Source organism: Labedaea rhizosphaerae (assembly GCF_004362825.1).
Lineage (GTDB): Bacteria > Actinomycetota > Actinomycetes > Mycobacteriales > Pseudonocardiaceae > Labedaea > Labedaea rhizosphaerae.
Map to the genome: position 1 here is coordinate 171,283 of NZ_SNXZ01000002.1, position 12,532 is coordinate 183,814.

The following is a 12,532-nucleotide window of genomic DNA, read 5'->3' on the forward strand; positions in this document are numbered from 1 at the left end:
TTCGCGCCGAGATCCACAGGACAGCGCCTGGCGAGCAGACGCCGCGACGCGTTCACGTCGCGGCGTCTCCGGTCACGGGCCGGTGTCAGGCCTTGGCCTCGTCCCTGACGTCGGCGGCCGACTGCTTCGCCTGGTCGGTCACGGTGCCCGCCGCGTCCTGCGCGGTCGAACGGACCTGGTCCACGGCCTGCCGGGCAGGCTCCTTCATGCCCTCCGCCAGATCCTGCCCGGCCGCCTTGGCCTGCTGCATCACCGGCTGGGCGACCTCCGCGGCCTTGTCCTTGGCCTGCACGGCGAGCTGCTGCTCCGCCTTGCTCGCGGGCAGCAGCGACGACACCAGCCACCCCGCGCCGAACGCGATCAACCCGGCCGCGATCGGGTTCCCCTGGGCCTGCTGCCGCGCGACCTCGGGCACCGACCCCGCCGCATCCGCGATGCTCTCCTTGGCCGACGCCAAGCCACCACCGCTCGATCCGCTGTCGCTGCCCATGACGCGCTCCTTGGCTCTGGTCATCGCGTTGCGCGTGCGCTGCACCTGCCGACCCATCGCGCGTCCGGGGCTGACCTTCTCCGTCAGCGTCTGCACGTCGCTGCTCAACTCCGCGCGCGTCCGATCGATCTCGCGCCGGATCTGTTCCGGGCTCTTCTCGGTCATTTCCTTCTCCTCACTGGCCTTTGAGCGCGTCGGGAACCCGTTTGAGGGTGTCGACCGTCCGTTCCGGCTTGGGGTGCACGGCGCGCAGCCTCGTGCGGCCGCTCACCCCGAGCACCACCGCGATCACCGCCCAGATCGCCATGACGATCAGCGCCGACCACCCCGCGTCGATCACGTTGGACAGCCCGGCCCACAACGCGATCGAGGCGAACAGCAGCACCATGTAGCCGGCGAAACCGGCGCCCGCGAGCATGCCCGCGCCCTTGCCCGTCTTGGCGACCTCCTGCTTGATCTCCGCGGTGGCCAGTTCGACCTCTTGGCGCATCAGCACCGACAGGTCGCGACTGATCTCGCCGAGCAGGTCGCCGATCGACTTCTCCGACACGTCCTCGTGGGGTTGCGCCGGATTCGCGACCGGACCGGGCGGAAGATCCGCCTGGCGTCCTTCGAACGAGGTCATGGCGCCACTCCGGGGTCACCCGGGCGGCGCACCGGCACATCGGTTCCGGGGGTGCCGTAGACCGGCTCGCCGACCGCACCCGGCGGGTACGCGGACGGGGGCTCGACCGGGTAGGCAACAGGCGGTTCGGTCGGGTACGTGGCCGACGGCTCGACCGGGTAGACGGCCGGCGGCGGTGGTGCGATCGCTCCCGGGGAGGCGGTCACCGGTGGGGGTGCGGGAATCGGGTTCGTCACGTCGGCGGCGAGCCGGTGCTGGCCGCCGCCGAGGTCACGACCTCCGTCGCTCGAGCGGTCGTCGCCGGAGCCCGCGTCGGTCACGCCCCGGGTCAGGCGCCCGGCGAGGACGCCGGCCAGGGCCGCACCGGCGAGGAACGCACTGGGCTTGCGGCGGCCCAGCCGTCGGACCTCGTCGATCAGGTCGCCGGCTTCGCGCTCGTCGAGCCAGTCCGCGGCCTGGGCGACGAAGTGCGAGCTCTGGCGCACCATCTGGGTGGCCGGGCCCGACTGCTCACTCTTGTCGGCCATCCCACGCAACTCGTCGACCAGCGAGCGCAGGCCGTCCACGACCTTGCGCTGCTGGTTCCCGGCCTGCTCGCGCAGCTGGTCGCGGGCCTGGTCCACCAGTTCGCGCAGCTCGTGGCCCGCCTCGGCCGTGACCGCCTTGACCTGCTCGGCCGCGGTCTGCGCCACCTCGGCGCCGGACTCCTTGGCCGACTGCACGACCTGCGTGGTCTTCCCCTCGTTCGCTTGTCCCGGACCCGGGGGCCGGCCCGCGAGTGGCACGGCGAACGGATCGGATGTCTCGGTCATGTCGCTGTCCTTCCGGTGGGGTGCCGCTGTGGCAGCACCCGCGTCGCTGTCGTTCGGGGCCGCGACTACCCGCAACGACGACCGGAACACCTCGATTCGAAGGGCAATTTTCGTCAAGTTCCACCCGTCAGGTGGAGAATCGCTCACCTTCGGCCCGCTCGTCCGAAGTGGACGGTCGAGTTGAGGTCTGGCCGGGGGTGCTCTCGACGGTGACGCTCTCGACAGGGGCGCTCTCGACGGGGGCGCGCTCGCGGCGGTGTCGCCAGACGTCCTTGAGCACGACCTGGATGATGCCGGCGACCGGGATCGCGAGCAGCGCGCCGAGGATGCCGGCCAGTTCGGTGGCCAGCAGGATCGCGACGATGACCGTCAGCGGGTTCAGCTTCACCGTGCGGGCGAAGACGATCGGCTGCAGCACGTGGTTCTCGACCTGCTGGTAGACGACGAAGAACACGACGATCGCGATCCCGGCGGGCACCGAGTGGATGAACGCGGCGAGGGCGGCGACGATCGCGCCGAGGGTCGCGCCCACCAGCGGGATCAGGTCGGCGATGCCGACGAACAGGGCGATCAGGCCGGCGAACGGCACCCCGAAGATCTTCAGCACGAGGTAGGTCAGCAGGCCGCACACCACGCTGATGATCAGGTTGCCGGTGACGTAGCCCGTGACCGTCCGCACGCACTCACGGCCCACGGCGCGCCACCGTCCGGCGCTGGCCGGTGGGAGCAGCGCCAGCGTGCCCTCGACGAGCTTGGGCGCTTGCAGCACCGCCAGGAAGGAGAGCACGAAGATCGTCAACGCGGCGACCACGCCGGTGGCCAGGCCCCGGAGGAGGTTCAGCGCCGGAGTGCCCAAGCCCATGGCGAACTGCTTGATGCGTTCTTGGTTCTGCTGCAGGTAGTCCAGCGCGTGGGTGCGGTCGAGCAGGCCGCCGAGCGGGCCACGGCCGGCCCGCGCGTCGGCGACCATGGCCGGTAGCTGGTTCGCCAACTGGGTGCCCTCGCGGGCCAGCGGCACCGCGAACACGGCGAGCAGCCCACCGAATACCAACAGGATCAACACGAACACGAGCAGGGTGGCCAGGGTCCGCTTGCAGCGCGGCATCCGGCGCTGGACCCAGTCCACCGCCGGGGCCAGCGCCGCGGTGAAGAAGGCGGCGATCGCCATCCAGACCAGCACCCGCTCCACCCGGAGCACCAACTCCACCAGGATGAGCGCCACCAGCCCCAACCCGATGGCGATCAGCATGATGCGCGTGGCCCTGCGCTCAACACTCGTCGACGTCACAAGCGGGGATGACCGCGAGGACGCCGCCGGAAACCTCCCACTTCACGGACTCGCTCAAGGCCACCCTGGCGAGACCCAGCACTGGTGTGGGCCAAGCGAGCGGCCCCCACGTCGAGCAAGGATCAGCAGGTGGGTGAGCGGCGTTCGATGAGGGCGGTGTCGTGCCAGCGGCCGTTGAGCTGGGCGATGCGCTCCCGGATGCCGACCGTGCGGTAACCGGCCGAGTGGTGCAGGGCGATGCTGGCGCGGTTCTCGGTGAAGATGGCGGTCTGCAGCGTCCAGATCCCGGCTTCGTCGGCGGCGGTGACCTGCTTGTGCAGCAACGCTTTCCCGATGCCACGACCACGGTGGCCGCCGGCGACGTAGATCGACGTTTCGGCGACGCCGGCGTAGCAGTCGCGTGTGGACACCGGGGTGGCCGCGGTCCAACCGACGACCTCGCCGTCGAGTTCGGCGACCCAGCGGTGGTCCGGGAGCCACTTCGCGTCAAGGCTCGCCCGGCTGGGCACCGTGGTCTCGAACGTGGCGATGCCGGTCTCGATGCCCTCGCGGTAGATGCGCCGCACCGCAGGCCAGTCCTTGGACCGCAGCGCCCGCACCGTCACGTCGTCGGGCAGGTTGTCCGGGTAGGCAGAGCGCGGGGTGAGCAGGCCCATCACGGCGTCGGCGGCGTGCGGCAGTCCCGAGCAGCAGGCTTCGTTGACCGTGACGATCGTCGCCGTGCCCTCCTTGCGCAGGTGCACGAACCCGACGTCGGCGAGCTTGCGCACGTGGTGCGACGTGGTGGATTGGCTCGTGCCGATGATCCGGGTGAGCACGCCGACCGTGATGCCCTTGGGGCTGGTCGCGACGGCGTGCAGCAGCCGGACACGCACGGGCTCGGCGAGGCAGGCGAACCACTCGGCGTAGGTGGCGGCCTCACCGGCGGGCAGGGTCTTGACCTGGGGCAACGCGATCGACATGGGTCAAGGGTATCGATTCTCATTGATTTGCATCCATCGACCAGCATCGATACTCTCGCCGCCATCAATCGAAGCTGATCGATGGAAGGTGGACTGCGTGACGGCTGAGGAAGACCTCCCGGTAGTGGTGATCGGTGCCGGCCCGGTGGGTCTGGCCGCGGCGGTCGAGCTGGTCGAGCGTGGCGTTCCGGTGCTCGTGTTCGAGCGCGGGGCGCAGGCTGGTGCGGCGGTCGCGCAGTGGCACCACGTGCGGCTGTTCTCCCGGTGGGCCGACCTGGTGGCGCCCGCCGCGCGCCGGCTGCTGGCGCCGCTGGGCTGGCGGCACCCGGACGCGGACACCTACCCGACCGGCGCCGAGTGGGCCGGGTCGTACTTGCGGCCCTTGGCGGACGCGCTCGGCGACCGCGTCCGGTTCGGCACCGAGGTGGTCGGCGTCGCGCGCCGCGGCCGCGACCGGGTCGTCGACGCGGGACGCGACACCGAGCCGCTGACCGTGCACGTGCGCGGCACCCGCGCCGAGGAACGGGTCACCGCGCGTGCCGTGATCGACGCGTCGGGGACGTGGGGTTCGCCGAACCCGCTGGGGGCCGACGGCCCGCCAGCCATCGGCGAAACCGACACGGCCGACCGGATCGCCTACCGGGTGCCGGACCTGACCGACGCCGAAGTCGCCGCCCGGTATGCGGGTCGGCACGTGGTGGTGGCCGGGGCCGGGCACTCGGCGCTGACCGCTCTCGTCGCGTTCACCGGCCTGGCCGAGCGGCACCCCTCGACGCGGCTCACGTGGCTGCTGCGCCGGCAGGCGGTCGGCGCGGTGTTCGGCGGCGGCGAGGCCGACCAGCTCCCGGCCCGCGGCGCGCTCGGCCTGCGGGCCAAGGCCGCGCTCGCCGCCGGTCACATCCGGGTGGTGACCGGATTCCGCACCGAAGAGGTGCGCCGGGACGCCCACGGGCTGCTGACCCTGGTGTCGGCCGACGGCGCGCGGGTCGACGGGGTGGACGAAGTCGTGGTGCTGACCGGGTTCCGGCCGGACCTGGCGTGGCTCTCAGAGGTCCGGCTGGCGTTGGATCCGGCGTTGCAGGCCCCGACCGCACTGGCGCCGCTCATCGACCCGAACGTGCATTCGTGCGGCACCGTCCACCCGCACGGGGTCAGGGAGTTGGCACAGCCGGAGCCGGGTGTTTTCCTGGCCGGGATGAAGAGCTACGGCCGCGCCCCGACGTTCCTCGCGATGACCGGCTACGAGCAGGTCCGGTCGATCGCGGCCGACCTGGCCGGGGATCGCGCATCGGCCGAACAGGTCGCGCCGGCGTTACCCGAGACCGGCGTGTGCGGCGGCGCCGGGTTGTTCGACCAGCCGGCCGAAAGTACGTCTGGTGGCGGTTGCGGCGCTCCCGCTCCGCAGGACCTGACGTTGTCCGCGCCGCCCGGCCGGTGACGACCGGTCCCCTCGCGCGCGACCAGGGCCCGCTCACCGGGGCCCGGTTGCGGCGGGCGCTGGTGGTGTTGTGCGCGACCGAGATCACCAGCTGGGGCGTCCTCTACTACGCCTTCCCCGTGCTGGCCGCGCACATCACCGCCGACACCGGTTGGTCGACCACGGCGATCACCGCGGCCCTGTCGGCCAGCCAGTTGGTCGCCGCGCTGGTCGGCATCCCGGTCGGGCGGTGGCTGGACCGCAACGGTCCGCGCGGGGTGATGACCGCGGGCTCGCTGCTGGGGGTGCCCGCGGTCATCACCGTTGCCTGCGCCCAGAACCTGGCGTGGTTCCTGGCGGCGTGGCTGCTGGCCGGGGTGGCGATGGGCGCGGTGCTGTACCCGCCCGCGTTCGCCGCGCTGACCCGCTGGCACGGACCGAACCGGGTCCGCGCGCTCACCGCGCTCACCCTGGCGGCGGGGTTCTCCAGCACGATCTTCGCGCCGCTGACCGCGTGGCTCGCCGCGCACCTGGACTGGCGCGACACCTACCTCGTGCTCGCCGCGATCCTCGCCGCGGTCACGATTCCCGGTCACTGGTTCGGGTTGCGCTTGCCTTGGCCACCGCGCCCGCCGCTCGAACCGCGGCACGAGACCGATCCGGGCCGGATCGCCCGCAGCCGCGCGTTCGTCGTCCTCACCGTCGCCCTCAGCATCGCCGCGTTCACCACGTTCGCCATCGTGGTCAACCTCGTGCCCCTGCTCGCCGAACGCGGCGTCGGCACCGGCGTCGCCGCCATCGCGCTCGGGCTCGGCGGGGCCGGGCAGGTCGCAGGCCGGCTCGGCTACGCCACCCTCACCCGCCGCACCACGGCCCGGGGGCGGGCTTTCCTGATCCTCGCGGCGATGGCGGCCACCACGGCGCTGCTCGGTGTGTTCACGAGCGCGGCCACCCTGATCGGCGCCGCGATCCTCGCGGGCATGGTGCGCGGGGTGTTCACCCTGTTGCAGGCCACCGCGGTCACCGACCGGTGGGGCGCGGCGCACTACGCACGCCTCACCGGCCTGCTCTCCGCGCCGCTCACGATCACCATGGCGCTCGCGCCGTTCGCCGGCGCGGCGCTGGCCGATCTCGTCGGTGGCTACCCGGCGGCGTTCTTGGTGATGGCGGCGGCCACGGGCGGCGCCGCCGTGCTTTCCCTGGCCGGCGCGCGGCCGCGCCCGCCGAGTACGTCCATTTGAACAGCTATTCCGGTCACCACGCCGGTGAGAGCATGCGGTGCACCACTTCGACGATTCCCGCTGAACGCCGACAGCACCGTGCGGCAATTCGCCTCGTGGAGAACCGAATGAATCAGATCCAATTCGCACTCAAGGTGTTCGCCGCGCTCGCTGTGGTGCTCGCCGCCACGACCGCGTGCGGACGCCTGGCCATGCTGGTCCGCCAGCCCCGGGTGGTCGGCGAGATGGTGGCCGGCGTCCTGCTCGGGCCGCCGTTGCTCGGCGCGCTCGCCCCGGCCGTCGAGGCCCACCTTTTCCCTTCTGACGTCAAGAACGTGCTCTACGTCCTGAGCACCATCGGGTTGACCTTCTACATGTTCCTGGTCGGCGGGTCGCTCGACCACCACCTCATCTCGGGTCCGAGCGCCCGGCGGGCCTCGATCCTCGCGGCGTCCGGGATCGTGCCGACCTTCATCCTCGGCTCGGCCGCCGCCGCGGTGTTCTACAGCTCGCTCAGCCCGGCGGGATCGACCATTTGGGAATTCATGCTGTTCGTCGGCGGCGCCCTATCGATCACCGCATTTCCGATGCTCGCCCGGATTCTGCAGGAACGCGGCATCGCCAATTCCCCGATCGGCGGCCTGACTCTCGTCGCCGCCGCCATCGACGATGCGGCCGCGTGGGCGTTGCTCGCCGTGATCATCGTCGTCGGGACGGCCGGCGACCCGATGGACGCCGTGACCACGATCCTCGGCGCGGCGCTGTTCGCGGTGCTGATGCTGACCGTGGGCCGCCGGTTGTTCGCCCGGCTCGGCGCCCGGGTCGAACGCGATGGCCGCATCGGTCGCGACGCGATGGCCGTCATCCTGTTCACGGTGATCGCGGCCGGCTGGTTCACCGACTACATCGGCATCTTCTCGGTGTTCGGCGGGTTCATCACCGGTCTGGCCATGCCACAGTCGCCGACGATGCGCCGGGAACTCCAGAGCCGGCTCACTGACCTGAACTCGATCCTGCTGCTGCCGGTGTTCTTCGCCTACAGCGGTCTCAACACGCAGCTCACCGGCTTCGGCGCGGGTGGCAACATGTGGGTGCCGCTCGTGGTGATCTCCCTCGCGGCCATCGTCGGCAAGTACCTCGGCTGCGCGTCGGTCGTGCGCCTGCAGGGCTTCTCCTGGCGTTACGCGTCCGCGGTCGGCGGCCTGATGAACGCCCGCGGCCTGATGATCCTGATCTTCATCAACATCGGGCTGGCGTACCAGATGGTCACCCCAGGCCTCTTCACCATCCTCGTCCTGGTCGCGATCATCACCACCGGCGCCGCGATGCCGATCTACCGCGCCTCCTTGCCGGACGGGATGGACCAGCAGGCAACCCGCACCAAGACAGCTGAAAGCGGCCGGACCGAGGCCCAAGAAGAAGCCACCGTCCGGCCGCCCGCGTGACCGGTCAGCCGAGTTCGGCTTCGGCCAGCCTGGTGCCCTCGACCCTGGCCTTGATCTTGGCGAACGCCGTTTCCCGGGACGTCGACGTGTCGTCCGCGAACGGCGCGAAGCCGCAGTCGTCGCACGTCCCGAGCCGGTCCACGGGCAGGATGCGCGCGGCCTGCAGGATCCGATCCCGCACGAGCTCGGGCGTCTCGACCGCAGGATCGATCGGGTCGATGACGCCGACGAACACCCGCTGCGTGGGCTTCAGCGAGTCCGCGATCACCGACAGCGCGCGTTCCGGTTCGGTCTCGCTCGCCATCTGGACGTAGAACCGCCCGGCGTGCATCTCGAACAACAGCGGCAGCAAGCCGGCGTAGTCGACATCCAGGCTGTGCACGGAATCCTGGTCGCCACCGGGACAGGTGTGCACGCCGATCCGCTGCTGCTCGTCCGGGGTGAAGCGGTCGAGGACCCGGTTGTTGAGCTCCACAAAGGACCGGAGCAGGTCGCCGGACGGATCCAGCTTCAGCGACAGCCTGCCCTCGGTGAAGTCGAGTTGCACCGAGTCCGCGCCCGCGTCCAGGCACCTGCGGATGTCCGCGGCGGCCTCGTCCACGAGGTCGTCGAGGAACTGGTCGCGGGAGTAGCCGTCGATCCCGTCGGCCGGGTACAGCAGGCTCAGCGCGGACGGCGCGATCGTCGGCTGCTTGATCGGGCGGCTGGTGTGCTTGCGGGCGGCGATGAGGTACTCGTCGGCGCGCGTGCGGTAACGGAACGGGCCTTCGGTGAGGCTGGGCAACTGCCGGGTGTGGCCGTCGGCGAAGGGGATGACCACGCCGTCCGGCGACAGCGTCTCGATGCCGGCGATCGGGTAGGTGGCGAAGCTGGGCTTGGCCTGTTCGCCGTCGGTCAGCACGGTGGAGCCGGTCTGCTCCAGGGCGGCGATCGTCTCGGCGACCGCCCGTGCCTGTACCTCGGCCAGTCCGGCGGCGGACAACGCGCCTTCGCCGTGCTCGCGCATGGCGTCGGCCAGGTACTCGGGCCGGGGGATGCTGCCGATCGATTCGGTGGGGATCCGCATCTGCGCTCCTGCGTGTTCGGGAGGAATGGGCGCGTGCCTTCGACAGGCGTTTGTACCGTGATCAATCGATGATGCGGAGAGTTCGGGTATCCGTTCTACCCGTTCATACCAACGATCATCCTCATGCGGGTGAGTGGGGTTTACCCGGCGAGCCACATCTGCTGCGACACCGGGTCCACCGGGCGGATCTCGACCGAGCCCTGCTCGAGGATCGGCGCGTCGCGCAACAGCTCCAGGACCGCGTCCAAGTGCGGGCACTCGACGGTGAAGCACGCACCGAGCTGTCTCGAGGTCTGCTCGATTGGACCATCGACGATGTCCGTGCGGCCATTGCTATACAAAAGCGAAGTGGCAATGCAGTCCGCCGCCAGCAATTGACCGGAGACGGGTATCCCGCTCCGCAGGCAAATCCGCAGGAACGCGGCAGCCCAGGCGGGCACCTCGTCGCCAGCCGAGCTTGGACCATGGACCAGCAGCACGTAGTCCACCGCACCTCCGCCGGTTTCCCGCGCCCCTCGCCGGCCAGGGCCGCGCTCAGGCTTTCCTTGCGGGGGCCGGAGATCCGCACACCAGGCAGCGGTGGAACGTCTCTTCGACGAACGAGCGGCACTCGGTGCAGCGCCAGGTCCGGAAGTCCCCTGGTTCCCGCACCCGCTCCTCGACCCGCTGCAGGTCGTCGGTGTAGTGGGTGAAGTAGCGCCCGATCCGGGCTTCTTTCACCACCGGCTGATCACGCAACCACTCGGCGAGCGCATCCACGACCGCGGCCACCTTCTCGGCCGTCACATCCGGGTCCTCGCCGCGTTCCTCGCCGTCGCGCATGATCGCGATGGTCTGCTGCACGGTGTTGGTGAACCTCGGGTCGAGCAGGTTGTAGGCGTACGGGTCCGACGGCGAGAAGTCCCCGCGCGGCAGGATGTCGGTGATGCCGAAGAAGAACTTCAGCATCAGCACCCGCTCGAACGAGCGCGCCGAGCGGAAGCCGCGGTAGAGCATCTCGTTCTCGCGCAACAACGCCGTGCCGACGGCCCGGATGTAGGTCTCGTAGGACCGGAACGTCTCGCGGCTGGGGTCCGCGGTGTCGAGCGCGCGGATCGTGGCCTGCACGGCCATGTACGCGGTGCCGTTGCCGAAGTTCAGCCCCGGGGAGAACAGCGGGTTGACGAAGAACGCCGAGTCGCCGACGGCGAGCCAGCCGTCGCCCGCGGCCGTGTCGAGGTCGTGCGACATCTTCTGGAACGTGGAGATGGAGCGGTGCTTGCCATAGGGCTGCTCGACGCGTTCGTAGTTGCGCAGGATGTACTCCACGCCGGGGTACTTCTTCACCCAGTGGTCGAACCGGTCCTCGGGCTTGAGGTGCTTGCTGTCGTCGAGGTCGTCGCGGACCACCACGCCGATGCTGACGATCTCCTCGGTCTTGGCGTCGAAGCGGGCCGCGTAGTCGGCGCGGGTCGGCACATCGTCGCCGTCCTCGGCCGGCAGCTCGTCGAACATCGCGCCGATCATCGCCCCGAGGTTCTCGTCGCTCATCCGCTCCCAGCTGCAGACGGTGATGAACCACCACCAGCCCTCGGGGAAGCACAGGTGCCGGGTCGCCGCGATGTCCCAGTGGTCCAGGTCCGCGTTCGCGAGCCGCTTGAAGTAGCCGAAGTAGGAGTTGGCGTCGATGGTGTCCGGCGGCTTGCGGTAGCGGCCGAGGGCCCGCGGGATCACCGCCGCCATCCCGCTGGCGTCGCAGACGACCGCCGCGCTCATCCGGTGCTCGCCGTCCGGTGTTTCGCACACGAGGGTGCTGCGTGGCGCGCGGATGGCGCTCCTGGTGACGTCGACCCGCCACTCGGTCCGCACGTCGATGCCCAACTGGGCCGCGCACTGCAGCAGCGCGACCTCGAGCACCCGGCGCTCGACCTGGAACGTCTCCTCGATCTCGATCACGTCGATGTGGCTGCCCGGCTGCTCGCTCTCCGGGCCCACCCACCAGAAGGCGAGTCCGAGCTTGTTCGCGAACAGACGCCGCAACATGGTGTGCGACAAGCCGAGCGAGCGCAGGCTGCGCACGGTGGTCGACAACGTGCTCTCGCCGACCTTGTAGCCGGGCCGCGCCCGGCGGTCCAGCACCACGATGCGAGTGGCCGGGCGCGCACGTTTGAGCCAGATCGCGTAGGCCAGCCCGATCGGGCCGCCGCCCACCACGACGACGTCGACCTGTTCGGTGTCCTCGAGGTCGGCCGGGGTACCCGCGCCGCCGAGTTGCCCGCTGACCCGACGGCCGAGCTGGCGCGCCTCGCCCGCCAGGGCCCGGATCAGCGTGCGGCGCAAGGGAATCCGCAACGCCGGCCGGTCCGCCTCGAGGGCCGCGCGGGCCTCGGCACCCAGCCGGGCGACGGTGCTGGGGGCCAGCGCACGGATCGTGGATGCATCGTCCGTGTCGTCCGTGTCGCCCGTGTCGGTCAGCAGGCCGGCCGCCCCCACCCAGTCGCCGGGCACGAAGTGGCTGATCTCCCGGTCGTCCTGCAGGGCGATGAGCTCGCCTTCCAGCACCAGCCACGCCGCCCCCGGCGGCCCGTCGTCCTCGGTCAGCGTGCGGCCGCCACCGACCGTCTCGACGTGCAGCGCGTCCACGAGCGCGTCGAGATCCGCGGGGGCGGCGGTGCGGAATTCGGCGGCCTCGGCCAGCAGCGCCCGGGCCGTGGTGAGCGCCCTGGTCAGTGCCGCCGGGTCGGCCGTCATACCGGTGGTCATGCGAGGTTCTCCATGCGCAGTCTCGAGAACAGGGTCGCGAGCCGGTCGCGCGAGCGCAACAGCTCAACAGCCAGGAAGTCCAGCAGTGCTTGAACAAGGCGCGGTTCGGTCGCCGCGAGGGCGACGAACTGGTCGTGGCGCAACCACAGCGTCGTGCAGGGCGACGCCGCGACCGCGTAGAGCTCGGCCACGCCCGGGTCGACGAAGCCGCTCCCGCCGACCGAACCACCCGGCCCGACCGTCCAGAGCACCGCCGTCCGGTCGGCGTCCGCGGTGAGGTGCACCGACCCGTCGAGCACGAGGTAGAGGTCGCCGGTGAGCTGCCCGCGCTGCACCAGCGACGTGCCCGTCTCGAACCGGACCGGCCGGGCGGCGAACAACAACCGCCGCACGCCCGAGTTCCGCAACGCCTCGGCGAGGTCCGGGAACACCGCGGTGAAACGACGTAGGTCTTTTCGGCGCATG

At 70.8% G+C, this 12,532-nt stretch carries 12 protein-coding genes; 3 read left to right on the plus strand and 9 right to left on the minus strand.

The features are described 5' to 3' along the window. Positions 1 to 85: 85 nt before the first annotated feature. The 5 genes from EV186_RS10400 to EV186_RS10420 form a co-directional block, all read right to left on the minus strand. Complete coding sequence (locus EV186_RS10400) at positions 86 to 655, minus strand: DUF3618 domain-containing protein (RefSeq protein WP_133849032.1); 570 nt, start codon at positions 653 to 655, stop codon at positions 86 to 88. A gap of 10 nt (positions 656 to 665) precedes the next feature. Continuing rightward, positions 666 to 1,115, minus strand: coding sequence for a phage holin family protein (locus EV186_RS10405; protein WP_133849033.1), 450 nt, complete (start codon positions 1,113 to 1,115; stop codon positions 666 to 668). Next, positions 1,112 to 1,927 (minus strand): hypothetical protein, encoded by an 816-nt coding sequence (locus EV186_RS10410; RefSeq protein WP_133849034.1) that lies wholly within the window; start codon positions 1,925 to 1,927, stop codon positions 1,112 to 1,114. Before EV186_RS10410 ends, EV186_RS10405 begins: the two co-directional genes overlap by 4 nt. 127 nt (positions 1,928 to 2,054) lie before the next feature. Then, the gene (locus EV186_RS10415; protein WP_133849035.1) at positions 2,055 to 3,176 is read right to left on the minus strand and encodes an AI-2E family transporter; all 1,122 of its coding nucleotides are present in this window, start codon (positions 3,174 to 3,176) and stop codon (positions 2,055 to 2,057) included. 161 nt (positions 3,177 to 3,337) lie between these two features. Beyond that, on the minus strand, positions 3,338 to 4,177 hold the full coding sequence (locus EV186_RS10420) for a helix-turn-helix domain-containing GNAT family N-acetyltransferase (RefSeq protein WP_133849036.1): 840 nt from the start codon (positions 4,175 to 4,177) through the stop codon (positions 3,338 to 3,340). Positions 4,178 to 4,274: 97 nt separating this feature from the next. Here EV186_RS10420 and EV186_RS10425 point away from each other — a divergent pair, with 97 nt between their 5' ends. The 3 genes from EV186_RS10425 to EV186_RS10435 all read left to right on the plus strand — a co-directional run bounded on the left by EV186_RS10425 (position 4,275) and on the right by EV186_RS10435 (position 8,259). Beyond that, positions 4,275 to 5,615, plus strand: a complete 1,341-nt coding sequence (locus tag EV186_RS10425; protein WP_243753957.1) for an FAD-dependent oxidoreductase — start codon at positions 4,275 to 4,277, stop codon at positions 5,613 to 5,615. Further along, the gene (locus EV186_RS10430; protein WP_133849038.1) at positions 5,612 to 6,835 is read left to right on the plus strand and encodes an MFS transporter; all 1,224 of its coding nucleotides are present in this window, start codon (positions 5,612 to 5,614) and stop codon (positions 6,833 to 6,835) included. The genes EV186_RS10425 and EV186_RS10430 overlap by 4 nt, the downstream gene beginning before the upstream one ends. Positions 6,836 to 6,942: 107 nt before the next feature. After that, the gene (locus EV186_RS10435; protein WP_166659104.1) at positions 6,943 to 8,259 is read left to right on the plus strand and encodes a cation:proton antiporter; all 1,317 of its coding nucleotides are present in this window, start codon (positions 6,943 to 6,945) and stop codon (positions 8,257 to 8,259) included. Between the two features lie 4 nt (positions 8,260 to 8,263). On the opposite strand, the gene EV186_RS10440 is transcribed toward EV186_RS10435, so the two are convergent. The 4 genes from EV186_RS10440 to EV186_RS10455 all read right to left on the minus strand — a co-directional run bounded on the left by EV186_RS10440 (position 8,264) and on the right by EV186_RS10455 (position 12,531). Then, the gene (locus tag EV186_RS10440) at positions 8,264 to 9,325 is read right to left on the minus strand and encodes a cobalamin-independent methionine synthase II family protein (protein ID WP_133849040.1); all 1,062 of its coding nucleotides are present in this window, start codon (positions 9,323 to 9,325) and stop codon (positions 8,264 to 8,266) included. 140 nt (positions 9,326 to 9,465) lie between these two features. Continuing rightward, positions 9,466 to 9,813, minus strand: a complete 348-nt coding sequence (locus EV186_RS10445) for a YciI family protein (RefSeq protein WP_133849041.1) — start codon at positions 9,811 to 9,813, stop codon at positions 9,466 to 9,468. A gap of 46 nt (positions 9,814 to 9,859) precedes the next feature. Continuing rightward, positions 9,860 to 12,067 carry a tryptophan 7-halogenase gene (locus EV186_RS10450; protein ID WP_133849042.1) on the minus strand — a complete coding sequence of 736 codons (2,208 nt, stop codon included), beginning with the start codon at positions 12,065 to 12,067 and terminating at the stop codon, positions 9,860 to 9,862. Next, on the minus strand, positions 12,064 to 12,531 hold the full coding sequence (locus EV186_RS10455) for a cyclic nucleotide-binding domain-containing protein (RefSeq protein WP_133849043.1): 468 nt from the start codon (positions 12,529 to 12,531) through the stop codon (positions 12,064 to 12,066). The genes EV186_RS10450 and EV186_RS10455 overlap by 4 nt, the downstream gene beginning before the upstream one ends. Between the last annotated feature and the right edge of the window lies 1 nt (position 12,532).